Source organism: Streptomyces flavochromogenes, from assembly GCF_000717595.1.
GTDB lineage: Bacteria > Actinomycetota > Actinomycetes > Streptomycetales > Streptomycetaceae > Streptomyces > Streptomyces flavochromogenes.
Window position 1 is genome coordinate 348994 of record NZ_JNZO01000018.1, and the last position, 25234, is coordinate 374227.

At 69.6% G+C, this 25234-nt stretch carries 23 protein-coding genes, 1 tRNA gene and 1 pseudogene; 24 read left to right on the top strand and 1 reads right to left on the bottom strand.

The window, feature by feature from the left end; translation table 11 throughout:
- Nucleotides 1-10: 10 nt before the first annotated feature.
- From IF00_RS0123355 to IF00_RS0123365, 3 genes are all read left to right on the top strand, one after another.
- On the top strand, nucleotides 11-184 hold the full coding sequence (locus IF00_RS0123355) for a helix-turn-helix transcriptional regulator (RefSeq protein ID WP_030321046.1): 174 nt from the start codon (nucleotides 11-13) through the stop codon (nucleotides 182-184).
- Nucleotides 181-1554 (top strand): tyrosine-type recombinase/integrase, encoded by a 1374-nt coding sequence (locus IF00_RS0123360; RefSeq protein WP_030321048.1) that lies wholly within the window; start codon nucleotides 181-183, stop codon nucleotides 1552-1554. Before IF00_RS0123355 ends, IF00_RS0123360 begins: the two co-directional genes overlap by 4 nt.
- A gap of 132 nt (nucleotides 1555-1686) precedes the next feature.
- Nucleotides 1687-2367 carry a hypothetical protein gene (locus IF00_RS0123365; protein ID WP_030321049.1) on the top strand — a complete coding sequence of 227 codons (681 nt, stop codon included), beginning with the start codon at nucleotides 1687-1689 and terminating at the stop codon, nucleotides 2365-2367.
- Between the two features lie 148 nt (nucleotides 2368-2515).
- Here the strand turns inward: IF00_RS0123365 and IF00_RS0123370 are convergent.
- Nucleotides 2516-2587 (bottom strand) — tRNA-Arg (locus IF00_RS0123370).
- A 160-nt stretch (nucleotides 2588-2747) separates the two neighbouring features.
- On the opposite strand from IF00_RS0123370, the gene IF00_RS0123375 reads away from it, so the two are divergent.
- The 21 genes and pseudogenes from IF00_RS0123375 to atpA all read left to right on the top strand — a co-directional run bounded on the left by IF00_RS0123375 (nucleotide 2748) and on the right by atpA (nucleotide 25229).
- Nucleotides 2748-3230, top strand: a complete 483-nt coding sequence (locus tag IF00_RS0123375; protein WP_030321051.1) for a response regulator — start codon at nucleotides 2748-2750, stop codon at nucleotides 3228-3230.
- A gap of 101 nt (nucleotides 3231-3331) precedes the next feature.
- Nucleotides 3332-4390, top strand: a complete 1059-nt coding sequence (nrtL, locus tag IF00_RS0123380) for an ArgS-related anticodon-binding protein NrtL (RefSeq protein WP_030321053.1) — start codon at nucleotides 3332-3334, stop codon at nucleotides 4388-4390.
- A gap of 12 nt (nucleotides 4391-4402) precedes the next feature.
- A complete protein-coding gene (lysA, locus tag IF00_RS0123385; protein ID WP_030321055.1) occupies nucleotides 4403-5794 on the top strand; it encodes a diaminopimelate decarboxylase in 1392 nt (463 codons plus the stop codon).
- 146 nt (nucleotides 5795-5940) lie between these two features.
- Nucleotides 5941-7239 (top strand): homoserine dehydrogenase, encoded by a 1299-nt coding sequence (locus tag IF00_RS0123390; protein ID WP_030321057.1) that lies wholly within the window; start codon nucleotides 5941-5943, stop codon nucleotides 7237-7239.
- Nucleotides 7240-7245: 6 nt separating this feature from the next.
- On the top strand, nucleotides 7246-8316 hold the full coding sequence (gene thrC / locus IF00_RS0123395; protein WP_030321059.1) for a threonine synthase: 1071 nt from the start codon (nucleotides 7246-7248) through the stop codon (nucleotides 8314-8316).
- Nucleotides 8317-8626: 310 nt separating this feature from the next.
- A complete protein-coding gene (gene thrB / locus IF00_RS0123400; RefSeq protein WP_030321061.1) occupies nucleotides 8627-9544 on the top strand; it encodes a homoserine kinase in 918 nt (305 codons plus the stop codon).
- A 418-nt stretch (nucleotides 9545-9962) separates the two neighbouring features.
- Entirely contained in the window at nucleotides 9963-12005 is a 2043-nt protein-coding gene (gene rho, locus IF00_RS0123405) for a transcription termination factor Rho (RefSeq protein WP_037638922.1), read from the top strand.
- 215 nt (nucleotides 12006-12220) lie between these two features.
- Nucleotides 12221-13318 (top strand): LCP family protein, encoded by a 1098-nt coding sequence (locus tag IF00_RS0123410; RefSeq protein ID WP_030321067.1) that lies wholly within the window; start codon nucleotides 12221-12223, stop codon nucleotides 13316-13318.
- Between the two features lie 180 nt (nucleotides 13319-13498).
- Entirely contained in the window at nucleotides 13499-13717 is a 219-nt protein-coding gene (gene rpmE, locus IF00_RS0123415; protein WP_030321069.1) for a 50S ribosomal protein L31, read from the top strand.
- Nucleotides 13718-13814: 97 nt separating this feature from the next.
- Nucleotides 13815-14891: a peptide chain release factor 1 gene (prfA, locus tag IF00_RS0123420; protein ID WP_030321072.1), complete on the top strand. Its 1077-nt coding sequence runs from the start codon at nucleotides 13815-13817 to the stop codon at nucleotides 14889-14891.
- Between the two features lie 46 nt (nucleotides 14892-14937).
- Entirely contained in the window at nucleotides 14938-15783 is an 846-nt protein-coding gene (prmC, locus tag IF00_RS0123425) for a peptide chain release factor N(5)-glutamine methyltransferase (protein WP_015036198.1), read from the top strand.
- Nucleotides 15784-15832: 49 nt separating this feature from the next.
- The gene (locus IF00_RS0123430) at nucleotides 15833-16480 is read left to right on the top strand and encodes an L-threonylcarbamoyladenylate synthase (protein ID WP_030321077.1); all 648 of its coding nucleotides are present in this window, start codon (nucleotides 15833-15835) and stop codon (nucleotides 16478-16480) included.
- A pseudogene (locus IF00_RS0123435) lies at nucleotides 16477-17115 on the top strand (low molecular weight phosphatase family protein); the annotation flags it as partial. The gene IF00_RS0123430 and the pseudogene IF00_RS0123435, both read left to right, overlap by 4 nt.
- A 222-nt stretch (nucleotides 17116-17337) precedes the next feature.
- Entirely contained in the window at nucleotides 17338-18585 is a 1248-nt protein-coding gene (locus IF00_RS0123440; protein ID WP_030321081.1) for a serine hydroxymethyltransferase, read from the top strand.
- A gap of 118 nt (nucleotides 18586-18703) precedes the next feature.
- Nucleotides 18704-20017 (top strand): MraY family glycosyltransferase, encoded by a 1314-nt coding sequence (locus tag IF00_RS0123445; RefSeq protein ID WP_030321085.1) that lies wholly within the window; start codon nucleotides 18704-18706, stop codon nucleotides 20015-20017.
- A gap of 262 nt (nucleotides 20018-20279) precedes the next feature.
- Nucleotides 20280-20693 (top strand): Cg1360 family ATP-synthase-associated protein, encoded by a 414-nt coding sequence (locus tag IF00_RS0123450; RefSeq protein WP_030321086.1) that lies wholly within the window; start codon nucleotides 20280-20282, stop codon nucleotides 20691-20693.
- A gap of 222 nt (nucleotides 20694-20915) precedes the next feature.
- Nucleotides 20916-21725 (top strand): F0F1 ATP synthase subunit A, encoded by an 810-nt coding sequence (gene atpB, locus IF00_RS0123455; protein ID WP_030321087.1) that lies wholly within the window; start codon nucleotides 20916-20918, stop codon nucleotides 21723-21725.
- Between the two features lie 94 nt (nucleotides 21726-21819).
- On the top strand, nucleotides 21820-22086 hold the full coding sequence (gene atpE / locus IF00_RS0123460; protein WP_030321088.1) for an ATP synthase F0 subunit C: 267 nt from the start codon (nucleotides 21820-21822) through the stop codon (nucleotides 22084-22086).
- Nucleotides 22087-22126: 40 nt separating this feature from the next.
- Nucleotides 22127-22672: a F0F1 ATP synthase subunit B gene (locus IF00_RS0123465; protein ID WP_030321090.1), complete on the top strand. Its 546-nt coding sequence runs from the start codon at nucleotides 22127-22129 to the stop codon at nucleotides 22670-22672.
- Nucleotides 22669-23484: a F0F1 ATP synthase subunit delta gene (locus IF00_RS0123470; protein WP_030321092.1), complete on the top strand. Its 816-nt coding sequence runs from the start codon at nucleotides 22669-22671 to the stop codon at nucleotides 23482-23484. The genes IF00_RS0123465 and IF00_RS0123470 overlap by 4 nt, the downstream gene beginning before the upstream one ends.
- A 146-nt stretch (nucleotides 23485-23630) precedes the next feature.
- Nucleotides 23631-25229: a F0F1 ATP synthase subunit alpha gene (atpA, locus tag IF00_RS0123475; RefSeq protein ID WP_030321094.1), complete on the top strand. Its 1599-nt coding sequence runs from the start codon at nucleotides 23631-23633 to the stop codon at nucleotides 25227-25229.
- The last annotated feature ends 5 nt before the right edge of the window (nucleotides 25230-25234 follow it).

Below are 25234 nucleotides of genomic sequence, written 5' to 3' on the forward strand. Positions count from 1 at the left end.
GGACGAGCTGATGACTGTGCCGCAGATGCTCGTCGAGTTGGGTGGGGTGTCGCGGCGGACCTTCTACCGCTGGCGTGAGTTGGGGCAGGGACCGGCGGCATTCAAGCTACCGAATGGCGAGCTGCGGGTCTGGCGCTCGGACTTCTCCGCCTGGCTCCGAGGGCTGGAAGGGGCTGCCGCGTGAAGTCGCTCGACGTCAAGATCTGGGGTGTTCGCAAGCGGAACACCAAGAAGCCGTCCTATGACGTGCGCTGGGCTGTCGCCGGCCGGGTCTTCTCCGATTCTTTCCGCACGAAGGCACTCGCCGACAACTACCGCTCCAAGCTGGTGCGGGCGGCTCGCGACGGCGAGGAATTCGACACCGAATCCGGCCTTCCGGGCTCCATGGAGGAGAAGAAGTCCGCTCTCACCTGGTACGCCTTCGCGCTGAAGTATCTGGCCATGAAATGGCCGCACGCGGCACCGAACACGCGCGACGGGATCAACGAATCACTGGCCTCGGTCACAACGGCCCTCCTCGATGATCGTCCGGGGCGTCCGTCCGATGAGCTGCTCCGTAGGGCGCTAAGGAACTGGGCGTTCGTTCTTCCGGGGCCCGACGACCGTGAGCTGCCGACCGAGATCGGCAACGCGCTGCACTGGGTGGTGAAGGCTTCCCGCCCGCTCTCCGACCTCGCCGACCCGGTGATCGGGCGCGCGGTCCTCGACTCGCTCAAGCTCAAGCTCGACGGCACGGCGGCCGCTGCCGAGACGGTACGGCGAAAGCGCCGGACCCTCGTCAACGCGGTGCACTACGCCGTAGACCTAGGGGAGTTCCCCGAGAACCCGCTCGCTGCGGTTCGCTGGCAGAAGCCCAAGGTGTCCAGTGAGGTGGACCCGAGGATCGTCGCCAATCCTGAGCAGGCTCGGTCCCTCCTCCACGCGGTCTCGTATGTCGGCGGCTACCGACGAGCCCGAGGTCGGCGTCTGGTCGGCCTGTTCGCCGGCATGTACTTCGGAGGGTTCCGACCTGCCGAAGCCGTCGGCCTGGCGGAGCCGGATCTCTCGCTGCCCGACTCCGGGTGGGGCTCCGCACTGCTTCACCGGACTCGCCCGAGCGTCGGGAAACAGTGGACCGACACGGGGGAGAGCCATGACGACCGCGGCCTGAAGAACCGCCCGACCGAGGACGTCCGCCGGGTGCCCATCCCGCCCCAGCTCGTGGCTGTCTTCCGGGAGCACATCGAGACGTTCGGTACTGCCGAGGGCGGGCGCCTGTTCTTCAGCGAGAACGGGGGAGTGGTCTCCTCCTCCACGTACTACCGGGCGTGGCAGGAAGCTCGGGAGCTCGCGCTCCCGCCGGCCGTCGTCGCCTCTCCGCTCGCCCGACGCCCCTACGATCTCCGACACTCGGCCCTCTCGACGTGGTTGAACGCGGGGGTGGACGCCACCGAGGTTGCCGAGCGAGCCGGCAACAGTGTGGAGGTGCTGTTGAGTCGGTACGCGAAGTGCCTTGACGGCCGTCAGGAAGTGGCGAATCGGCGCATCGAGGACTTGCTCAGTGAGTACGAATAGGCGGTAGCGCTCTTAGCTGGGCCCAGGTTGTGATTGACCTGGGCCCTTTGCCTGTTCAGGCGCTCTTGTCCGCCCTCCGACTGCGAGACAAAATGACCTCTACTTCAACCGCTCGCACCCGTATGGAGGGCCATGATTCCGCGCACGGAGTACCCGGTATCCAGTCGTATACCCGAAGAAGCTGAGTTCTGGATGCCGACGGAGGAGGATATTCCGGACGATGAAGGGATCGGGGCCTTTCGCGGCGTCTGGATGATCTTGGGCGTGACATCGGAGGAAGCGCGAACCATCGTCTCCGCTGAGGCGGCGCAGATTGCCATGCTTGCGGAACTGGCGTCTTCGGAGTCGCAGTTCGAAGAGATCGCCCGCGCCTGTGACACCGGCGTGGTGGACGGGGTCCAGGATGAGGGCATCCGTCGTCAGCTCCTTCAGCGGATCCCGAGCTTCTCGGAGGGAGAACCCGAAGACTTCTACGCGGATCTGGGGGATCTGGAGGTAGGGGTAGCGGGCCTGGCGTATGCGCTCTCGTACATCGGCGCCGTGCCGGTCGCGAGCTGCCGCGGTCATGTTTCGGAGCGCCCCTGGGCGGAGAACCCCGTGGTGTTCGCTGCCGTGGACAGGCCACGAGCCGAGTGGTTGGAGCCGCTTCTGGACGAGGCAGGGTGCGGGTTCCACATCGACCCGTCTCGCCCTGAGTTCCTTGTGATCGATGCGCCGTCGGTCGTTGAGTCGAACGCGCTCGCCAAGCTGATCGTCGACCGCTTCGACGGCATGGACCGCTTCGACAGATGGCTCGACCTGTCTGTTCTCTGACCGGCGACAACGGCCTCGGTCCCTGTCCACGAATAGTCCACGGACCCCGACATACGGCCGCTCAGCGCTGCACACGCCTGCATATACAACAAGACCCCGCGTTCAGCGTTTCCGCTGATCACGGGGTCTGTGTGGCACTTCTGCGAAGTGCCCCCGGCAGGATTCGAACCTGCGCACACGGCTCCGGAGGCCGTTGCTCTATCCCCTGAGCTACGGGGGCGTCCGCCGCGTTCGGCGGCGACGGGTAGAACCCTACCAGCTTCGCGGGAGTGGCTGTGAACAGGTATTTCCGGGGTGTCACCAGGGGCTGGGTCCCCCGCACGGGTCAGAAGTGGGCAAAACCCGGACGCGGCCGTTGGGGGCGCCCTACTCTCGTTCGTGTGTCAGGCGTGTCCGGTCGGGTGCTCGTTGTCGACGACAACAAGGTGATCCGGCAGTTGATCAGGGTCAATCTCGAACTCGAGGGGTTCGAGGTCGTGACCGCGGCCGATGGTGCCGAGTGTCTGGATGTCGTACATCAGGTCTGTCCTGATGTCGTCACCCTGGACGTCGTCATGCCCCGCTTGGACGGGATCAGGACCGCCGAGCGGCTGCGGGCCGATCCCCGGACCAGTCACCTCCCCGTCGCGATCATCAGCGCCTGCGGTGAGCACGAGGTGTCCGGTGGGGTCGGCTCCGGTGTCGACGCCTTTCTCGCCAAGCCCTTCGAGCCCGCCGAGCTCGTCCGCGTCGTCCGTCAGCTGATGCACCGCGAGCGCCGGGAGCGGCCCGAGGGGGCCGGGCCCGACGGGGGAGAGGACCCGGCCGCAGTCGACGGCTGCCAGGAGTCCCGACGCGCCGGGAGCACCAACCGTCCGCACTGAGCGCCGTCCGTCGCCCGACCACCGGGCAGGTCCCCGCCTCGGGTGACCGCATGGCGAAACCGGTTCGCGTGACGCCCCCCCTCCTCCCCTACGCTTGTCCCGTGACCCCCGCGGACCTCTCCCTCACCGTGCTGCACGCCGTGCGCCGTGCGGTCGACGACGGTGCGCTGCGGGTCGACGTGCCCCCGGTGGTCAAGGTCGAGCGGGCTCGGCCCGGCGGCGTCGGCGAGTACGCCAGCAACGTCGCCCTCACTCTCGCCCGGTCCGCCGGACGCTCCGCCCTCGACGTCGCCGGGATCCTCGAAGAACGTCTCCGTGACGCCCCCGGACTCCAAGCGGTCGCCGTCACCGGGCCCGGCTTCCTGAACTTCACCCTTCGGCCCGACGCAGGCGGTGAGCTCGTGCGGGCCGTCCGCGAGGCCGGGGAGGCGTACGGGAGGGGCACCGCCCTCGCCGGGGTCACCGTCCGCTTCGCCGACCTGACAGAGTCGCGTGCGCTGCTCGTCACCGAGACCGTCGTCCGGCTCCTCCGGACCCAGGGCGCCGACGCCGGGTTCCGCGGGGGGCAGCCGGTCGGCCAGGCCGTCGGCCGGCCCGCCGGCCAGTCGGTCGATCACCGAATCGACGAGTCCGTCGATCACCGGATCGACGACTGCGTCGACGAGCGGATCCACGTGTACCCCGGGGCGTACGACCCCGACGCCCTCGGTGTCGACGCCGCCCGCTGGGCTCTCCTCCGGGCCGCTCCCCAGGACCGGCCCCTCGACGGGCCTCCCCTCCTGGTCCAGCACGAGCGCAACTCCCTCTTCCGCGTGCGGTACGCCCACTCCCGGGTCCGGAGGCTGCTCGTCAACGCCGCGCAGCTCGGCTTCGGGCCCGCGTACGAGACACCCGTCCACGCACCCGGACTTCTCGGCGTCCTCGGCGATCACCCCGTCGCCCTCCTGACCGCCGCCCGCCACCGCGCCCCAGACCGGGTCGCCCGGCACCTGGAAGCCACCGCCGACGCGCTGCTCGCGTTCCAGCACACCGTTCTGCCGCTCGGCGACGAGAAACCCTCGGCCGCCCATCGTTCCCGGCTCGCGCTCGCCGAAGCCGCCGGGACGGTGCTCGCCGGTGGCCTCTCCGTGCTCGGCATCAGCGCACCCGAACGGATTTGAAAGAGTTCAGACATGAGTCGTTCCGCCCATCCCGCAGGCCCTCGCCATGCCGACGTCCTTCCCGAGGGTCACTACACCGCGCCGCCCGCCGACCTGAACGTCCTCGACCCCAAGGTCTGGTCCCGGACCGTCGAGCGGGACGAGCGCGGAGTCGCCACCGTCGGAGGGCTGAGCGTGACCGAGCTCGCCGAGGAGTTCGGGACTCCCGCCTACTTCCTCGACGAGAGCGACTTCCGTACTCGCTGCCGTGCCTGGGCCGAGGCCTTCGGCAAGGACGCCGACGTCTTCTACGCCGGGAAGGCCTTCCTCTCCCGGGCCATCGTGCGGTGGCTCAAGGAAGAGGGGCTGAACCTCGACGTGTGTTCCGGTGGGGAGCTCACCACCGCCCTCTCCGCCGGGATGCCCGCCGAGCGCATCGCCTTCCACGGCAACAACAAGAGCGAGAACGAGATCCGTACGGCCGTCGAGGCCGGTGTGGGGCGGATCGTTCTCGACTCCTTCCAGGAGATCGCGCGCGTCGCGCACATCGCGCAGTCCCTCGGCAGGCGCCAGCGCGTGCAGATCCGCGTGACCGTCGGCGTCGAGGCCCACACGCACGAGTTCATCGCCACCGCGCACGAGGACCAGAAGTTCGGCATCGCGCTCGCCGGCGGGCAGGCCGCCGAGGCCGTGCGGCGGGCCCTCAAGCTCGACGGCCTCGAGCTCATCGGCATTCACTCGCACATCGGCTCGCAGATCTTCGACATGGCGGGCTTCGAGGTCTCCGCGCGACGCGTCGTCCAGCTGCTCGCCGAGGTGCGGGACGAGCACGGGGTCGAGCTGCCCGAGATCGATCTCGGCGGCGGCCTCGGCATCGCGTACACCTCCGAGGACGACCCGCGCGAGCCGCACGAGATCGCCAAGGCGCTGAGCGAGATCGTGACGCGCGAGTGCGAGGCCGCGGGCCTCGCCACCCCCCGTATCTCCGTCGAGCCCGGGCGCGCCATCGTCGGGCCCACCGCGTTCACGCTGTACGAGGTCGGCACCGTCAAGCCGCTCGAAGGGCTGCGGACGTACGTGAGTGTCGACGGCGGCATGTCGGACAACATCCGCACCGCGCTGTACGACGCCGAGTACAGCGTCAGCCTCGTCTCGCGGACCAGCGACGCCGCGCCCATGCTCTCCCGGGTCGTCGGCAAGCACTGCGAGAGCGGCGACATCGTCGTACGGGACGCCTTCCTGCCCTCGGACCTGGCGCCCGGCGACCTCATCGCCGTGCCGGCCACCGGTGCGTACTGCCGCTCCATGGCCAGCAACTACAACCACGCACTCCGGCCGCCCGTCGTCGCCGTCCGCGACGGCGAGGCGCGGGTCATCGTGCGGCGCGAGACGGAGGAAGATCTCCTGCGTCTCGACGTCGGGTGATGAAATAGTCGAGTGATGAAATAGATGTCTCAGGATCCGGACGAGGGGCTGAAACCCCCGTCCGGTGAGTGAGACTGGTTCCACCGTTGAGAGTCGCAGAGACTCGAACGTAGAGATACGAAGTAGGACGAGAAAGAGGTCGGATGATGCGTACGCGTCCGCTGAAGGTGGCGCTGCTGGGCTGTGGAGTGGTCGGCTCAGAGGTGGCGCGCATCATGACGACGCACGCCGACGACCTCGCCGCGCGCATCGGCGCCCCGGTCGAGCTCGCCGGCGTGGCGGTCCGCCGCCCGGACAAGGTCCGGGAGGGCATCCCCGCGGAGCTGATCACCACCGATGCCACCGCCCTCGTGAAACGGGGGGACATCGACGTGATCGTCGAGGTCATCGGCGGGGTCGAGCCGGCCCGCACCCTCATCACCACCGCCTTCGAGCACGGCGCCTCCGTCGTCTCGGCGAACAAGGCGCTGCTCGCCCAGGACGGCGCGAACCTGTACGCCGCCGCCCAGGAGCACGGCCAGGACCTCTACTACGAGGCCGCCGTCGCCGGCGCCATCCCGCTCATCCGCCCGCTGCGCGAGTCCCTCGCCGGCGACAAGATCAACCGCGTGATGGGCATCGTCAACGGCACGACGAACTTCATCCTCGACAAGATGGACACCTCCGGGGCCGGCTACTCCGAGGCGCTCGACGAGGCCACCGCCCTCGGGTACGCCGAGGCCGACCCGACCGCCGACGTCGAGGGCTTCGACGCCGCCGCCAAGGCCGCCATCCTCGCCGGGATCGCCTTCCACACGCGCGTGCGCCTCGACGACGTCTACCGCGAGGGCATGACCGAGGTCACCGCCGCCGACTTCGCCTCCGCCAAGCGGATGGGCTGCACCATCAAGCTGCTCGCCATCTGCGAGCGCGCCGCCGACGGCGAGTCCGTCACCGCGCGCGTGCACCCGGCGATGATCCCGCTCAGCCACCCGCTGGCCTCCGTCCGCGAGGCGTACAACGCGGTCTTCGTCGAGGCCGACGCCGCCGGGCAGCTCATGTTCTACGGCCCCGGCGCCGGCGGCGCTCCGACGGCCTCGGCCGTCCTCGGCGACCTCGTCGCCGTGTGCCGCAACAAGCTCAACGAGGCCAACGGCCCCGGCGAGTCCGCGTACACCCAGCTGCCCGTGAGCCCCATGGGCGACGTGGTGACGCGGTACCACATCAGTCTCGACGTGGCCGACAAGCCGGGCGTCCTCGCCCAGGTCGCGACGGTCTTCGCCGAGCACGGCGTATCCATCGACACGGTGCGCCAGCAAGGTCGACAAGACGGATTCGGCGAGGCCTCCCTCGTCGTCGTCACCCACCGCGCGCCCGACGCCGCCCTTTCGGGGACCGTCGAGGCGCTGCGCAAGCTCGACACCGTGCGCGGTGTCGCCAGCATCATGCGTGTTGAAGGGGAGTAAGGACCCATGACCCACAAGGGCACCCACCAGTGGCGCGGCATCATCGAGGAGTACCGGGACCGTCTTCCGGTCACGGAAAAGACGCCGGTCGTCACGCTCCGTGAGGGCGGCACGCCGCTCGTACCCGCTCAGGTCCTCTCCGAGCGCACGGGCTGCGAGGTGCACCTCAAGGTCGAGGGCGCCAACCCCACCGGCTCCTTCAAGGACCGGGGCATGACCATGGCCATCACCAAGGCCAAGGAGGAGGGGGCGCAGGCCGTCATCTGCGCCTCCACCGGCAACACCTCCGCCTCGGCCGCGGCCTACGCGGTACGCGCCGGCATGGTGTCGGCCGTCCTCGTGCCGCAGGGCAAGATCGCGCTCGGCAAGATGGGCCAGGCCCTCGTGCACGGCGCGAAGATCCTCCAGGTCGACGGCAACTTCGACGACTGCCTGACCCTGGCCCGCAGCCTCTCGGAGAACTACCCGGTGGCGCTGGTCAATTCGGTCAACCCGGTCCGCATCGAGGGCCAGAAGACCGCCGCCTTCGAGATCGTGGACATGCTGGGCGACGCGCCCGACATCCACGTCCTGCCCGTGGGCAACGCCGGCAACATCACGGCGTACTGGAAGGGGTACCGCGAGTACGCGGCGGACGGTCTCGCGACGCACCGCCCCCGCATGTGGGGCTTCCAGGCCTCCGGTTCCGCCCCGCTGGTCCGGGGCGAGGTCGTCAAGGACCCGTCGACGATCGCCACCGCGATCCGCATCGGCAACCCGGCCTCGTGGGACTACGCGATCGCCGCGCGTGACGAGTCGGGCGGCTTCATCGACGAGGTGACGGACCGTGAGATCCTGCAGGCCTACCGCCTGTTGGCCGCGCAGGAGGGCGTCTTCGTCGAGCCCGCCTCGGCCGCCTCGGTCGCCGGTCTGCTGAAGGCCGCCGCCCAGGGCAAGGTCGACCCGGGCCAGCGGATCGTCTGCACGGTCACCGGCAACGGGCTCAAGGACCCCGACTGGGCCGTCGCCGGCGCGCCGCAGCCGGTCACCGTTCCGGTCGACGCGGCCACCGCCGCCGAACGCCTCGGTCTGGCCTGATCCTCACCCCTCCGCGCGGGGAAACGTGCTGATCGAAACCCGATCAGGAACGTACATAGGCGCACAGGTTGGCTCGCGACACGCATCGTGCGCCTCCTGTGCGCCCTATGTCGCGGCAGAACCTTCCTTCGATAGGCTGTACCGAACCCGCCCCGACGCATATGCGCGGTGTTGTTGCCGTCGTCGCCTCCGTGGCTGAAACGGACCCCGGGTTCCCGGTACTTCTCTTGAAACACCCGCCGAAACACCCTCTGAAACACCCGCTGTTCCAGAACAACCCGTTGTCGCAATGCAAGGAGATCATCGAGCGATGGCCGGTCCAGCGTTCCGCGCCGCCGCCGTACGGGTGCGCGTCCCCGCCACCAGCGCCAATCTCGGTCCGGGCTTCGACGCCTTCGGCCTGTCGCTGGGCCTCTACGACGACGTCGTCGTCCGTGTCGCCGACTCCGGGCTGCACGTCGACATCGCCGGCGAGGGCGCCGAGACGCTCCCGCGCGACGAGAGCCACCTGCTCGTACGCTCCCTGCGCACCGCCTTCGACCTGCTCGGCGGACAGCCGCGCGGCCTCGAGGTCGTCTGTGCCAACCGCATCCCGCACGGCCGCGGCCTCGGCTCCTCCTCCGCCGCCATCTGTGCCGGCATCGTCGCCGCCCGCGCCGTGACCATAGGCGGGGACGCCAAGCTCGACGAGGCCGCCCTCCTGGAGCTGGCCACCGAGATCGAGGGGCACCCCGACAACGTCGCCGCCTGTCTGCTCGGCGGATTCACGCTCGCCTGGACCGAGTCCGGTGCCGCGCGGGCGATCAGGATGGATCCCTCGGATTCCATCGTTCCGGTGGTTTTCGTCCCCGGGAAGCCGGTGCTGACCGAGACCGCCCGAGGACTCCTGCCGCGCACCGTCCCGCACGTGGACGCCGCTGCCAACGCCGGGCGCGCCGCCCTCCTCGTCGAGGCCCTGACCCGCCGCCCCGAGCTGCTGCTCGCGGCCACCGAGGACCGGCTGCACCAGGAGTACCGGGCTCCCGCGATGCCCGACAGCATCGCCCTGGTGAACCGGCTGCGGGCGGACGGCGTCCCCGCGGTCATCTCCGGCGCGGGCCCCACGGTCCTCGCGCTGGCCGAACACGGGACGGCCGACAAGGTCGCCCGCCTCGCGGGCGAGGGCTGGGCCGCGAACCGGCTCGACCTCGACGCGTCCGGAGCGAGCGTCCTTCCGCTGGCGCCCTAGGCGCACGGCGGCCGGACGCCGGGCAGCGTCCGGGACAGGAGATTGCCGGTGAGGGAGAGGGGGAATGTTTGTTGGAGCCGGTAGTGTTAACCTCAAGTCAGCACCCGGCGCCTTTGTGGCGCGGTGCTGAGTGTCCCCATCAGGGACCACCGATTCTTCCGGGAGCCTCCCCAACTGCCTGAGCAGCCTGCCTGAGCAGTTTCGAGCACGCTCCGGAACCGGCACGACACCCCTCGCTCTTCTTTCCTCGCGAGGGCCGAGCAGGGGGCGCTCGGGCCGGACCCAGCACGTTTTCTCTCCGCCGCACCCGGCGGGACCACCGCCCCGGACACGGTCCACCCAACACGGGACCGCTGCCGGACAGCACAACCGGTCGCCGAGCCAGATGGCCGACGTCCGCTCCAGGGAAGGACCCTTCGTGAGCGACACCACCGATCTGATGGGCGTGACTGCCGACAGCAGTGTCGACGCCGCCGCGCCCGCCGCAGGTGCTGCCACCGGCGGCACCGCACGGCGCCGCCGCTCCGGCACCGGCCTCGACGGCATGGTCCTGGCCGAGCTGCAGCAGGTCGCGTCCGGCCTCGGCATCAGGGGCACCGCGCGGATGCGCAAGAGCCAGCTGATCGAGGTCATCAAGGAGGCGCAGGCCGGCGGAGGCTCCGCCGCCCCCGCCAAGACCGCCGACGCCGCCGAGACCAAGCCGAAGCGCCGCGCCACCGCCAAGACCCGTACGGGTGACACCGCTGCCGAGGCCGCCGAGCCCAAGGCGGAGAAGGCCGAGAAGGCCGTCGCCCAGCAGCAGATCGACATCCCGGGTCAGCCGGCCTCCGACGACCAGCCCGCAGGCGAGCGTCGTCGTCGCCGTGCCACCGCCCCCGCCGGTTCGCCGGAGGGCGAGGCCAAGGCCGAGGCCGCGCAGGTCGTCAAGACCGAGACCCGTACCGAGGCCAAGGCCGACGCGGGCACCGACACCAAGGCCGAGGCCGCCGCCGACGGCGCCGAGGGGCGTGGCCGTCGCGACCGCGGCGAGCGCGGGGAGCGTGGCGAGCGCCGCGACCGCCGTGACCGTCAGCGCGACCGCGGCAAGGGCGACGAGCAGCAGGGCGGTGGCCAGGGCGGCCAGCGCCAGCGCCAGGGCGGCCAGGGCCAGGGCCAGCAGGTCCAGGGCCAGGGTCAGCAGGGCGGCCAGCAGGCCGGCCCGCAGGACGACTACGACGACGAGGCCGGCGGTCGCCGCGGTCGCCGCGGCCGCTACCGCGACCGTCGTGGGCGTCGTGGCCGTGACGACTTCCAGGCCGGCGAGCCGCAGGTCGCCGACGACGACGTCCTGATCCCCGTCGCGGGCATCCTCGACATCCTCGACAACTACGCGTTCATCCGGACCTCCGGCTACCTGCCCGGTCCGAACGACGTGTACGTCTCCCTCGCCCAGGTCCGCAAGAACGGCCTGCGCAAGGGCGACCACGTCACCGGTGCCGTGCGTCAGCCGAAGGAGGGCGAGCGCCGCGAGAAGTTCAACGCGCTGGTCCGCCTGGACTCGGCGAACGGCATGGCCGCCGACTCCGGCCGCGGCCGCCCCGAGTTCAACAAGCTGACCCCGCTCTACCCGCAGGACCGGCTCCGTCTGGAGACCGACCCGGGCGTGCTGACCACGCGGATCATCGACCTCGTGTCGCCGATCGGCAAGGGCCAGCGCGGTCTGATCGTGGCCCCGCCGAAGACCGGCAAGACCATGATCATGCAGGCGATCGCCAACGCGATCACGCACAACAACCCCGAGTGCCACCTGATGGTCGTCCTGGTCGACGAGCGTCCGGAAGAGGTCACCGACATGCAGCGGTCGGTCAAGGGCGAGGTCATCTCCTCGACCTTCGACCGTCCGGCCGAGGACCACACCACCGTCGCCGAGCTGGCCATCGAGCGTGCCAAGCGGCTCGTGGAGCTGGGTCACGACGTGGTCGTCCTGCTCGACTCGATCACCCGCCTGGGCCGCGCGTACAACCTCGCGGCGCCGGCCTCCGGCCGCATCCTGTCCGGTGGTGTCGACTCGACCGCGCTCTACCCGCCGAAGCGCTTCTTCGGTGCGGCGCGCAACATCGAGGACGGCGGCTCGCTGACCATCCTGGCCACCGCGCTGGTCGACACCGGCTCGCGCATGGACGAGGTGATCTTCGAGGAGTTCAAGGGCACCGGCAACATGGAGCTCAAGCTCGACCGGAAGCTCGCCGACAAGCGCATCTTCCCGGCCGTCGACGTCGACGCCTCGGGTACGCGTAAGGAAGAGATCCTGCTCGGCAGCGACGAGCTCGCCGTCACCTGGAAGCTGCGTCGCGTGCTGCACGCTCTCGACCAGCAGCAGGCGATCGAGCTGCTGCTCGACAAGATGAAGCAGACGAAGTCGAACGGCGAGTTCCTGCTCCAGATCCAGAAGACGACTCCTGGCGGCAAGAACGACGACTGACGTGTGACCCGCGTCATACCCCAGTCGTACGGCGGGGACGCGGCCTCGGTGCCGTAACCCCGTCGTGACCTGCGTGAACCACTGCGCCCACCGTGCCCCGCACGGTGGGCGCAGTGCTGTACCGGCCCGCGCTCGCCGAAACCTCACAGGCCCGCATGCAACCCTTTCGGGTGCCTCACCGTCACATATGGTGAACCTAGGGCCGAGGGATGGCGATGACCGAGCAGAGCAAGAGCGGCCGAATAAGCGGCGCGGGCAGCGGCCGCCGCCGCAAGGAGCCCGCCAGGCGCAGCCGCAAGGCGGCCGTGCTGGTCTCGGGTGCCCTCGCCGTCCTCGTCCTCGGGGGTGCGGGCCTCGGATACGTCTACTTCAAGCTCGACGGCAACCTCGAGACCGTCGACATCAACGCCCAGCTGGGCACCGACCGCCCCGACGACGTCGACAACGGCTCCCTGGACATCCTCGTCCTCGGCTCCGACTCCCGCTCCGGCGACAACGGCGCGTACGGCAAGGACGAGGGCGGCGCCCGCTCCGACACCGCGATGGTCGTCCACGTCTACGAGGGTCACAAGAAGGCCAGCGTCGTCTCCATCCCCCGCGACACCCTCGTCGACCGGCCGAAGTGCACGGACGCGCAGGGCACCGCCGTCGCCGCCGAGCGGCGGGCGATGTTCAACACGGCGTACGAGGTCGGCGGCCCCGCCTGCGCCGTCAAGACCGTCGAGTCGATCTCCGGCATCCGCATGGACCACTACATCGAGGTCGACTTCACCGGCTTCACGAAGCTCATCGACAAGCTCGGCGGGGTGGAGATCACCACCACCACCGCCATCAAGGACGGCAAGAGCCACCTCGACCTCGCACCGGGCACCCACACCCTCGACGGCGAGCAGTCCCTCGGCCTCGTGCGGACCCGCAAGAGCGTCGGCGACGGCAGCGACCTCGGCCGCATCCAGCTCCAGCAGGCCTTCATGAAGGCCTTCATGAACCAGGTCAAGGACGTCGGCGTCCTCACCAACCCGAAGAAGCTCCTCGACCTCGCCGACGCCGCCACCAAGGCCATCACCCCGGACTCCGAACTCGACTCGGTCCAGGAGCTGATGGGCTTCGCCAAGGGCCTCTCCGGCATCGGCTCCCAGAACGTCCACATGGTCACCCTGCCCGTCGAGTACGACCCCCGGGACCCCAACCGCGTCGTGCCCCTGGAGGCCCAGTCGCGGCAGGTCTGGACGGCGCTGAAGAAGGACCTGCCGATCCCCGCGTCGGCGACGAAGGACGCGGCCACCGGCCAGGCCGACGGCATCGTGAGATAGCGCACGCGACGCCGCGCCGAGCACGGCGACCCGCCGTCCGAGGCAGCTCAGGAATACTTTCGCCGCCACCCCGGTTTGGGGAGATGCGGCCAGTCCTGGCAGACTGGTACGTCGGCCCCGGTTCACGTTTGCCGCGCCCCGCGGAAGCGACCCGGAGCCCTCCCGAAACTAGGAGACACCTTGAAGCGCGAGATTCACCCCGAGTACGTCGAGACCCAGGTCAGCTGCACCTGTGGCGCGTCGTTCACCACCCGGAGCACCCTGACCGAGGGCACCATCCGTGCCGAGGTCTGCTCCGAGTGCCACCCGTTCTACACGGGCAAGCAGAAGATCCTCGACACCGGCGGCCGCGTCGCCCGCTTCGAGGCCCGCTTCGGCAAGGCCGGCTCCGCCAAGTAGCGAGCCCCTGCGCCGGTCCACGGTCGCCCCGCGCGGGTGGCCGGGACCGGCGCTTTGCCGTCCCCGTAGCAACTGACGAAAAAACCAGGAGCCCCCGATGTTCGAGGCGGTCGAGGAACTGGTCGGCGAGCACGCCGGCCTGGAGACGAAGCTCGCGGACCCCTCGGTCCACGCCGACCAGGCGAACGCGCGCAAGCTGAACAAGCGCTACGCCGAGCTGACCCCGATCGTCGCCGCCTACCGGGCCTGGAAGCAGACCGGTGACGACATCGAGACCGCCCGCGAGCTGGCACACGACGATCCCGACTTCGCCGCCGAGGTCAAGCAGCTGGAGAAGGACCGGGAGGAGCTCACCGAGAAGCTCCGTCTGCTCCTCGTCCCGCGCGACCCGAGCGACGACAAGGACGTCATCCTGGAGATCAAGGCGGGCGCGGGCGGCGACGAGTCCGCCCTCTTCGCCGGTGACCTGCTCCGCATGTACCTGCGGTACGCCGAGCGCATCGGCTGGAAGACCGAGATCATCGACGCCACCGAGTCCGAGCTGGGCGGCTACAAGGACGTCCAGGTCGCCGTGAAGACCAAGGGCGGCAACGGCGCCACGGAGCCCGGCCAGGGCGTCTGGGCGCGCCTGAAGTACGAGGGCGGGGTGCACCGCGTGCAGCGTGTGCCCGCGACCGAGTCCGCCGGCCGCATCCACACCTCCGCCGCCGGCGTCCTGGTCACGCCCGAGGCCGAGGAGGTCGAGGTCGAGGTCCACGCCAACGACCTGCGCATCGACGTCTACCGCTCGTCGGGCCCCGGCGGCCAGTCGGTCAACACCACCGACTCCGCCGTCCGCATCACCCACCTGCCGACCGGCATCGTCGCCTCCTGCCAGAACGAGAAGAGCCAGCTCCAGAACAAGGAGCAGGCCATGCGTATCCTGCGGTCCCGGCTGCTCGCCGCCGCGCAGGAGGAGGCCGAGTCCAAGGCCGCCGACGCCCGGCGCAGCCAGGTCCGCACCGTCGACCGGTCCGAGAAGATCCGTACGTACAACTTCCCGGAGAACCGGATCTCGGACCACCGCGTCGGCTTCAAGGCGTACAACCTGGACCAGGTGCTCGACGGCGACCTGGACCCGATGATCCAGGCGTGCGTCGACGCCGACTCGGCCGCCAAGCTCGCCGCGGCGTAAGTGGCGTCAGTTCCGTAAGCCCCACCCCGCACCACGGAGGACCAGCGTGAACCTGCTGCTTGCCGAGGTGGCCCAGGCCACCCAGCGGCTGGCCGACGCCGGCGTTCCCTCACCGCGTTTCGACGCGGAGGAGCTCGCCGCGTTCGTGCACGGCGTCAAGCGGGGGGAGCTGCACAACGTCAAGGACGCGGACTTCGACGCCCGCTACTGGGAGACGGTCGCCCGCCGCGAGGCCCGTGAACCGCTCCAGCACATCACCGGGCGGGCGTTCTTCCGGTACCTGGAGCTCCAGGTCGGGCCCGGGGTCTTCGTGCCGCGCCCGGAGACCGAGTCGGTCGTCGGCTGGGCCATAGACGCCGTCCGCGCGATGGACGTCGTCGAGCCCCTCATCGTCGACCTCTGCACCGGCTCCGGCGCCATCGCCCTCGCGATGGCCCAGGAGGTGCCGCGCTCGCGCGTGCACGCGGTCGAGCTCTCCGACGACGCGCTCGTGTGGACGCGCAAGAACGCCGAGGGCTCCCGCGTCACCGTCCACCAGGGCGACGCGCTCAGCGCGCTCCCGGAGCTGGACGGCCAGGTCGACCTGGTCATCTCCAACCCGCCGTACATCCCGCTCACCGAGTGGGAGTACGTGGCACCCGAGGCCCGTGACCACGACCCGGAGATGGCCCTCTTCTCCGGCGAGGACGGCCTCGACACGATCCGCGGCATCGAGCGCACCGCCCACCGGCTGCTCCGCCCCGGCGGCCTCGTCGTCATCGAGCACGCGGACACCCAGGGCGGGCAGGTGCCGTGGATCTTCAACGAAGAGGCCGGCTGGGCCGACGCCGCCGACCACCCGGACCTGAACAACCGGCCGCGCTTCGCGACCGCCCGCAAGGCCATGCCATGACCGGCATGACCGCCATGACGAACCACGCGTACGAGGAGGCCGGGAACTGATGGCACGGCGATACGACTGCAACGAGGCGACCGACCGTGTGACCGGTCTGCGCGAGGCCGCGTCCGCCGTCCGCCGGGGCGAGCTGGTCGTGCTGCCCACCGACACCGTGTACGGGATCGGGGCGGACGCCTTCAGCAGCGAGGCCGTGGCGGATCTCCTCGCCGCCAAGGGCCGGGGCCGCAACATGCCCACGCCCGTGCTCATCGGCTCCCCGAACACCCTCCACGGCCTGGTCACGGACTTCTCCGAGCAGGCGTGGGAGCTCGTCGACGCCTTCTGGCCCGGCGCCCTCACCCTCGTCGCCAAGCACCAGCCGTCCCTGCAGTGGGACCTGGGCGACACCCGGGGCACCGTCGCCATCCGCATGCCGCTGCACCCGGTCGCCATCGAGCTGCTCACCGAGGTCGGCCCGATGGCCGTCTCGTCGGCGAACCTCACCGGCCACCCGTCCCCGGAGGACTGCGACGCGGCCCAGCAGATGCTCGGCGACTCCGTCTCCGTCTACCTGGACGGCGGACCGACGCCCGGCATCGTCCCGTCCTCCATCGTCGACGTCACGGGCAAGGTGCCGGTGCTGCTGCGCGAGGGCGCGCTCTCGCCGGAGGAGCTCCGGAAGGTCGTACCCGACCTCGAGGTGGCGAATTGACCGCCCCTGAGGGGCGTGGCATAGCGGGGTTCGACGACAGCAACACCTTCCGCATCCTCCACGTCAGCACCGGCAACGTCTGCCGCTCGCCGATCACCGAGCGGCTGACCCGGCATGCCCTGAGCGACCGCCTCGGCGACCCGCTCGGCGGCGGCCTGATCGTGGAGAGCGCGGGCACCTGGGGCCACGAGGGCGCCCCGATGGAGGCCAACGCGGAACTGGTCCTCGCCGACTTCGGCGCGGACTCCAGCGGCTTCGTGGGGCGCGAGCTCCTCGACGAGCACGTCATCCGCGCGGACCTGGTCCTCACGGCGACCCGCGACCACCGCGCCCAGGTCATCTCGATGGGCCACTCGGCGGGTCTGCGCACCTTCACCCTGAAGGAGTTCACCCGCCTGGTCCGCGCGATCGACCCGGCGACGCTGCCGGACGCCCGCGACGAGGGCATGGTGGAACGCGCGCGTGCCCTGGTCCGCGCGGCAGCGGCTCTACGCGGGTGGCTCCTGGCCCCCTCGGTGGACGCGGACGAGGTCAACGACCCGTACGGAGCCCCGATCACCTTCTTCCGTTCGATCGGCGACGAGATCAATCAGGCGCTGGATCCCGTGGTGACGGCGCTGACGGGCGTGCGGTCGCGCGGAAGCCCGGGAGGCCCCTCGGGGCCGAGGGGCGCGAGGGGCGCGTCGGGGATCGGGTCGCGTACGGAGCCCCGATCACCTTCTTCCGTTCGATCGGCGACGAGATCAATCAGGCGCTGGATCCCGTGGTGACGGCGCTGACGGGCGTGCGGTCGCGCGGCGCGTGGGCGCGGGGCTGCCTACATTGGTGCTGACATCCCTCCACGCCCGGAGTCAGCCATGCCGGTCACCGCTCCCCCCGATGAGGCTCTCGACGTCCTGCGCCGGCAGGACCCGGAGATCGCCGACGTGCTGCTCGGCGAGGCGCGGCGGCAGGCCGACAGCCTGCAGTTGATCGCGGCCGAGAACTTCACCTCGCCCGCCGTTCTCGCCGCCCTCGGCTCCCCGCTCGCCAACAAGTACGCCGAGGGGTATCCCGGCGCACGTCATCACGGTGGCTGCGAGTACGCCGACGCCGCCGAGCGGATCGCCGTGGAGCGGGCCACCGCGCTGTTCGGCGCCGACCACGCGAACGTCCAGGCACACTCGGGCTCCTCGGCCGTCCTGGCGGCGTACGCGGCCCTTCTGAGGCCCGGTGACACGGTGCTCGCCATGGGCCTGGACCACGGCGGGCACCTCACGCACGGTTCGCCCGCCAACTTCTCCGGGCGCTGGTTCGACTTCGTCCCGTACGGCGTCGACGCCGAGACCGGGCTCGTGGACTACGAGCAGGTCGCCGCGCTCGCCCGCCACCACCGCCCCAAGGCGATCGTGTGCGGCTCCATCGCGTACCCCCGGCACCTCGACTACGCGCTCTTCCGCGAGATCGCCGACGAGGTCGGCGCCTATCTCATCGCCGACGCCGCCCACCCCATCGGCCTGGTCGCCGGGGGAGCGGCCCCCAGCCCCGTCCCGTACGCCGATGTCGTCTGCGCGACCACCCACAAGGTGCTGCGCGGGCCGCGCGGCGGGATGGTCCTCTGCGGGGAGGAGCTCGCGGGGCGGATCGACCGGGCCGTCTTCCCGTTCACCCAGGGCGGCGCGCAGATGCACACCATCGCGGCGAAGGCGGTGGCCTTCGGCGAGGCGTCCACTCCGGCGTTCACCGCATACGCCCATCAGGTGGTCGAGCACGCGCGCGTGCTCGCGGCCGCGCTCGCCGCCGAGGGGTTCGCGCTGACGACCGGCGGCACCGACACCCACCTCATCACCGCCGACCCCGCCCCCCTCGGCGTCGACGGCCGCACCGCCCGCGCCCGGCTCGCCGCCGCCGGCATGGTCCTCGACACCTGCGCGCTCCCGTACGGGGAGGGGCGCGGGATCCGGCTCGGCACCGCCGCCGTCACCACCCAGGGGATGGGGGCCCCGGAGATGGCGCGGATCGCCGCGCTGTTCACCGCGGCGCTGCGTGACGATCCCGCGGAGACGGCCCGCGTACGGGCGGAGGTACGGGGGCTGACCGGGCGATTTCCCCCGTATGGAGGTTGAGGAGAGGTCACGGAAAGTCGCTGTGCAACCGTTCGGGGGGTCCAGGTGTCTCCAAGCACATGGACGGCACGGCTAGGGTGTGGGGCTGAGATGGCCAGCGAAACCTGTGGGGCAGCCCGTGCGTGATTACCTGCTGACGCTCTGTGTCACGGCCGCGGTGACCTATCTGCTCACCGGCCCGGTGCGGAAGTTCGCCATCGCGACCGGGGCGATGCCGGAGATCCGCGCCCGAGACGTACACCGAGAACCGACTCCGCGGCTCGGTGGCATCGCCATGTTCTTCGGGCTGTGCGCGGGACTCCTCGTCGCCGACCACCTGCAGAACCTGAACAGCGTCTTCGAGCTCTCCAACGAGCCGCGCGCGCTGCTCTCCGGTGCCGCCCTGATCTGGCTGATCGGCGTCCTGGACGACAAGTTCGAGCTGGACGCCCTGATCAAGCTGGGCGCGCAGATGATCTCGGCGGGCGTCATGGTGGCGCAGGGTCTGACGATCCTGTGGCTGCCGATCCCGGGTGTCGGCGTCGTCTCGCTGACCCCGTGGCAGGGCACGCTCCTGACCGTCGCCCTGGTCGTCCTCACCATCAACGCGGTCAACTTCGTCGACGGCCTCGACGGTCTCGCGGCCGGCATGGTCTGCATCGCCGCCGCCGCGTTCTTCCTGTACGCGTATCGCCTCTGGTACGGCTACACGATCGAGGCCGCCGCTCCCGCGACGCTCTTCACCGTCATCCTCATGGGCATGTGCCTGGGCTTCCTGCCGCACAACATGCACCCGGCGCGGATCTTCATGGGCGACTCCGGCTCGATGCTGATCGGTCTGATCCTGGCGGCCTCGGCCATCTCGATCACCGGCCAGGTCGACCCGGACGCGCTGAAGATCTTCGAGGGTTCGACCCGTGAGGCCACGCACGCCGCCCTGCCGGTCTTCATCCCGCTGGTGCTGCCGCTGACGATCATCGCGATCCCCATGGCGGACCTGATCCTCGCGATCGTGCGCCGTACCTGGAAGGGCCAGTCGCCGTTCGCGGCCGACCGCGGCCACCTGCACCACCGGCTCCTGGAGATCGGGCACTCGCACAGCCGCGCGGTCCTGATCATGTACTTCTGGTCGGCGCTCATCGCCTTCGGGACGCTGGCGTACTCGGTCCACTCGGCGTCGATGTGGATCGTCCTCTGCGTCGTCGCGCTCAGCGCGATCGGCCTGGTGCTGCTCCTGCTGCCGCGCTTCACCCCGCGCGCGCCCCGCTGGGCCGAGTCGGTCGTACCGCCTCGCTACCGGCGCCGCAAGCGGGTTCCCGTCGTGGAGGCCGCTCCGGATCCCGTCGTGGTCGAGGAGGAGCGGATCCCGGTGCCGGCGGGGATCAACGGCGCCACCGCCATCGGCAACCGGGGGCGCTTCACCGACAGGCGGAAGGCCGGAACGCCAAGTTGACGAAAGCCGCATTCGCGGCCATTAGCAGACAAGGCGTCGTACTGTCGCGCACACACGCGCGGGGTAGCTCTCATGTGTGACTGTTGGCACACCTTATGGGTAAAGACCTATTCAAATAGTTTGTGATACCGTTCACGAGACCCGGCGACAGTGCCGAAAGACCGTAGTGCGACGGTCTGTTGGCCCCGAGACCCACCTCGGACCGGGCTTACGCTCGTCCTTGACGACACCATCGCCCCCTCCAGCAAGCGGAGACACCGCCATGCCGTCCAACGACGCACGCATCCTTCTGCACACCGTCATCCCCACCGCTGCCGTCGGCGCGATCGCCACGGTCGTCAGCGCTGTGGTCGCCGGTGGCAAGGGCGCGCTCGGCGCCGTCGTCGGCACCCTGCTCGTGCTCCTCTTCATGGGAATCGGGCAGGTCGTCCTGCAGCGGACGGCGAAGTCGCTCCCGCATCTGTTCCAGGCCATGGGGCTCATGCTCTACACGGCCCAGTTGCTGCTGCTCTTCATCTTCCTGGCTTTGCTCAAGAACACCACGCTGTTCGACTTCAAGGCCTTCGCCTTCACGCTGCTCGCGACGACCGTGGTGTGGGTCGCCGCACAGGCCCGCGCCTACATGAAGGCCAAGATCACGTACATCGACCCCGGAAACACGGGGTCGAAGTCGTGAAGGGTAGGGCCGGGATAAAGCCGCGTTCGGCTTCCTGCTATCGTCCGGTGCCAACTGCGGCACTGCGGGCGCGGGCATCCGAGACGCCTGTCCCAGCGCGAGGCTCGATGCCGAACCGCCGCCCCCTTATCCGTAAGACCAGTCCAGTGCCGACCCGCGGCTGCGTGCCGCGCCGACACAACGAGGTTGCCGTACCTATGCGCCACGCTGAAGGAGCCCGCGGTGAGTGCTGACCAGACGCTTGCCTTCGACCCGGATTGCCACATCTTCAGTGGATGTGGCTTCCCGGCGCCGGGCCTGCACACGTTCATGTACGAGCCCATCGCGACGGTGGGGGGCATCGAGTTCACCAAGCCGATGCTGCTCGCCATCCTCGGCTCCATCGTGGTCGTCGGGTTCTTCTGGGCCGCCTTCAACAAGCCCAAGCTGATCCCCGGCAAGATGCAGATGGTCGGCGAGGCCGGTTACGACTTCGTGCGCCGCGGCATCGTCTACGAGATCATCGGCAAGAAGGACGGCGAGAAGTACGTCCCCTTCATGGTGTCGTTGTTCTTCTTCGTCTGGATCATGAACCTCTGGTCGATCGTTCCGCTCGCCCAGTTCCCGGTCACCTCGCTGATCGCCTTCCCGGCCGGTCTCGCGCTGATCGTCTACGTCATGTGGATCTCGCTGACGTTCAAGAAGCACGGCTTCGTCGGCGGCTGGAAGAACATCGTCGGCTACGACAAGTCGCTCGGCGCGATCCTTCCGATGGTCGTCGTCCTCGAGTTCTTCTCGAACCTGCTGATCCGGCCCTTCACGCACGCGGTGCGACTGTTCGCGAACATGTTCGCCGGTCACCTGCTGATCGTGATGTTCTCGCTGGCCACCTGGTACCTCATGAACGGCCTGGGCTTCGTCTACGCCGGCGCCTCGTTCGTGATGGTCCTCGTGATGACCGCCTTCGAGCTCTTCATCCAGGCCGTCCAGGCGTACGTCTTCGTCCTCCTGGCCTGCAGCTACATCCAGGGCGCGCTCTCCGAGCACCACTGAGCCGATCCGTCCCGGATCGCAGCTTCACCCCCAATCCAACAGTCGTCCGGTGGCCAACCCCCACCGGGTCATTGAAAGAGAAGGAAGTAACGGCATGTCCGCTGCTCTCGAACTGGTCAACCTCGCCGTCCCCGGTGACTCCGCCAAGACCACGGTCGTCGGCAACGTCGCGTCCATCGGCTATGGCCTCGCCGCGATCGGCCCCGGCGTCGGCGTCGGCATCATCTTCGGTAACGGTACGCAGGCGCTCGCCCGTCAGCCCGAAGCTGCCGGCCTGATCCGCACCAACCAGATCATGGGCTTCGCGTTCTGTGAGGCGCTCGCCCTCATCGGCATCGTCATGGGCTTCGTCTACCAGTAAGCCGGACCGACAGCCCGATTCTTTTACGGAAGGCACTGATGTGAACGCGCTGCTTCTTGCGCAGGCGGAGGAGCCCCAGCCTCCTCTGATCCCGCATCTCGACGAGCTCGTCATCGGCCTGATCGCCTTCGTCATCGTCTTCGGTTTCCTCGCCAAGAAGCTTCTCCCGAACATCAACAAGGTTCTGGAGCAGCGTCGCGAGGCCATCGAGGGTGGCATCGAGAAGGCCGAGTCGGCCCAGATCGAGGCTCAGAGCGTGCTGGAGCAGTACAAGGCCCAGCTCGCCGAAGCCCGCCACGAGGCCGCGCGTCTTCGCCAGGAGGCGACGGAGCAGGGCACCGCGATCATCCAGGAGATGAAGGCGGAAGGCCAGCGCCAGCGCGAGGAGATCATCGCGGCCGGCCACACGCAGATCGCGGCCGACCGCAAGGCCGCTTCTGCCTCGCTGCGTCAGGACGTGGGCAAGCTCGCCACCGACCTGGCCGGCAAGCTGGTCGGCGAGTCCCTCGAGGACTCCGCCCGCCAGAGCCGGACGATCGACCGCTTCCTCGACGAGCTCGAGGAGAAGGCGGAGGCCGTCCGATGAACGGAGCGAGCCGTGAGGCACTGGCCGCCGGACGTGAGTCCCTCGACGCGCTGACCGACAACACGTCGGCCGACGCGACGAAGCTCGCGGACGAGCTGGCCGCAGTCACCACGCTGCTCGACCGCGAGGTGTCGCTGCGCCGGGTCCTGACCGACCCCGCGCAGTCGGGCGAGGCCAAGGCCGAGCTCGCGCAGCGACTCCTGAGCGGTCAGGTGGGCGGCGAGACCGTCGACCTGGTGTCCGGCATGGTGCGTTCCCGCTGGTCGCGTTCGCGTGACCTGGTCGACGCGACCGAGGAGCTGGCGAACACCGCCGACCTCACCGCGGCGCAGAAGGCGGGCGCCCTCGACGGTGTCGAGGACGAACTGTTCCGCTTCGGCCGGATCGTGTCCTCCAGCCCCGAGCTCCGCTCGGCGCTGACGGACAAGGCCGCCACGGCCACCGCCAAGGGCGAGCTGCTCCGCAGCCTGCTCGGCGGCAAGGCCAATGTCGCCACCGAGCGCCTGGTCGTCCGTCTGGTGACCCAGCCCCGGGGACGTAGCCTGGAAGCGGGACTCGAGTCCCTCTCCAAGCTCGCCGCGGCGCGCCGGGACCGGATGGTCGCCGTCGTCACCTCGGCGGTGCCGCTGTCGGACCAGCAGAAGCAGCGCCTCGGAGCCGTACTCGCCAAGCTGTACGGCCGCGAGATGCACCTGAACCTGGACGTGGACCCCGCGGTCCTCGGCGGGATCACGGTGCAGGTCGGCGACGAGGTCATCAACGGATCGATCGCGGAGCGCCTCGACGAGGCGACCCGTCGACTGGCCGGCTGACGACCGTCACCAGCACAAGGCATCACAGCTACACAGCATCACCAGCGGCCCGGTTGGGCCGTGCAGAGATTGCAGAAGATTCCTGGGGGTCGGCCCCCAGACCCCTTAAGAAACTTCGGGCCCAACAAGGAGAGCAGGGAACCCAGATGGCGGAGCTCACGATCCGGCCGGAGGAGATCCGGGACGCACTGGAGAACTTTGTCCAGTCGTACCAGCCGGACGCGGCCTCGCGCGAGGAGGTCGGCACGGTCAGCCTGGCCGGTGACGGTATCGCGAAGGTCGAGGGTCTTCCCTCGGCCATGGCGAACGAGCTGCTGAAGTTCGAGGACGGGACCCTGGGTCTCGCGCTGAACCTCGAAGAGCGCGAGATCGGTGCGATCGTCCTCGGCGAGTTCAGTGGCATCGAGGAGGGTCAGTCGGTGCAGCGCACCGGCGAGGTCCTCTCCGTCGGTGTCGGTGAGGGTTACCTGGGTCGCGTCGTCGACCCGCTCGGCAACCCGATCGACGGTCTCGGCGAGATCGCGACCGAGGGCCGCCGCGCCCTCGAGCTGCAGGCCCCGGGCGTTATGGCCCGTAAGTCGGTGCACGAGCCGATGGAGACCGGCTACAAGGCCGTCGACGCCATGACGCCGGTCGGCCGTGGTCAGCGTCAGCTGATCATCGGTGACCGTCAGACCGGCAAGACCGCTCTGTGTGTCGACACGATCATCAACCAGCGCGACAACTGGCGCTCGGGCGACGTGAACAAGCAGGTCCGCTGCATCTACGTCGCCGTCGGCCAGAAGGGCTCGACCATCGCGTCCGTGCGCGGCGCCCTGGAAGAGGCCGGTGCGCTCGAGTACACGACGATCGTCGCCGCCCCGGCGTCCGACCCGGCCGGCTTCAAGTACCTGGCGCCGTACACCGGCTCCGCCATCGGCCAGCACTGGATGTACCAGGGCAAGCACGTCCTGATCGTCTTCGACGACCTGTCGAAGCAGGCCGACGCCTACCGCGCCGTGTCGCTGCTGCTGCGCCGCCCGCCGGGCCGTGAGGCCTACCCGGGTGACGTCTTCTACCTGCACTCGCGTCTGCTCGAGCGCTGCGCGAAGCTCTCGGACGAGCTGGGTGCCGGTTCGATGACCGGTCTTCCGATCGTCGAGACCAAGGCGAACGACGTGTCGGCGTTCATCCCGACCAACGTCATCTCCATCACCGACGGCCAGTGCTTCCTGGAGTCCGACCTGTTCAACGCCGGCCAGCGTCCGGCCCTGAACGTCGGTATCTCGGTCTCGCGTGTCGGTGGCTCCGCCCAGCACAAGGCGATGAAGCAGATCTCCGGTCGCCTCCGCGTGGACCTGGCCCAGTTCCGTGAGCTCGAGGCGTTCGCCGCCTTCGGCTCCGACCTGGACGCCGCCTCCAAGGCACAGCTGGAGCGTGGACAGCGCATGGTCGAGCTGCTCAAGCAGGCTCAGTACCAGCCGATGCCCACCGAGAACCAGGTCGTCTCCGTCTGGGCCGGCACCACCGGCAAGATGGACGATGTCCCGGTCGCCGACATCCGCCGCTTCGAGGCCGAGCTCCTGGCGTACCTCCGCCAGAACCACTCGGGCCTCATGACCTCCATCCGTGAGGGCGGCAAGATGTCCGACGACACCCTGCAGGCCGTGGGCGACGCCATCGCGGAGTTCAAGAAGCAGTTCGAGACCTCTGACGGCAAGCTGCTGGGCGAGGACGCTCCTGCCGCCGTCAACGTCTCGAAGTGACGACG

Excerpts from the sequence above, each read along its gene's own strand:
- IF00_RS0123355 (WP_030321046.1), top strand. The coding sequence starts at position 11 with ATGACTGTGCCGCAGATGCTCGTCGAGTTGGGTGGGGTGTCGCGGCGG.
- IF00_RS0123365 (WP_030321049.1), top strand. The coding sequence starts at position 1,687 with ATGATTCCGCGCACGGAGTACCCGGTATCCAGTCGTATACCCGAAGAA.
- lysA (WP_030321055.1), top strand. The coding sequence starts at position 4,403 with ATGAGTCGTTCCGCCCATCCCGCAGGCCCTCGCCATGCCGACGTCCTT.
- IF00_RS0123390 (WP_030321057.1), top strand. The coding sequence starts at position 5,941 with ATGCGTACGCGTCCGCTGAAGGTGGCGCTGCTGGGCTGTGGAGTGGTC.
- thrC (WP_030321059.1), top strand. The coding sequence starts at position 7,246 with ATGACCCACAAGGGCACCCACCAGTGGCGCGGCATCATCGAGGAGTAC.
- thrB (WP_030321061.1), top strand. The coding sequence starts at position 8,627 with ATGGCCGGTCCAGCGTTCCGCGCCGCCGCCGTACGGGTGCGCGTCCCC.
- IF00_RS0123410 (WP_030321067.1), top strand. The coding sequence starts at position 12,221 with ATGACCGAGCAGAGCAAGAGCGGCCGAATAAGCGGCGCGGGCAGCGGC.
- prfA (WP_030321072.1), top strand. The coding sequence starts at position 13,815 with ATGTTCGAGGCGGTCGAGGAACTGGTCGGCGAGCACGCCGGCCTGGAG.
- IF00_RS0123430 (WP_030321077.1), top strand. The coding sequence starts at position 15,833 with ATGGCACGGCGATACGACTGCAACGAGGCGACCGACCGTGTGACCGGT.
- IF00_RS0123440 (WP_030321081.1), top strand. The coding sequence starts at position 17,338 with ATGCCGGTCACCGCTCCCCCCGATGAGGCTCTCGACGTCCTGCGCCGG.
- IF00_RS0123450 (WP_030321086.1), top strand. The coding sequence starts at position 20,280 with ATGCCGTCCAACGACGCACGCATCCTTCTGCACACCGTCATCCCCACC.
- atpE (WP_030321088.1), top strand. The coding sequence starts at position 21,820 with ATGTCCGCTGCTCTCGAACTGGTCAACCTCGCCGTCCCCGGTGACTCC.
- IF00_RS0123470 (WP_030321092.1), top strand. The coding sequence starts at position 22,669 with ATGAACGGAGCGAGCCGTGAGGCACTGGCCGCCGGACGTGAGTCCCTC.
- atpA (WP_030321094.1), top strand. The coding sequence starts at position 23,631 with ATGGCGGAGCTCACGATCCGGCCGGAGGAGATCCGGGACGCACTGGAG.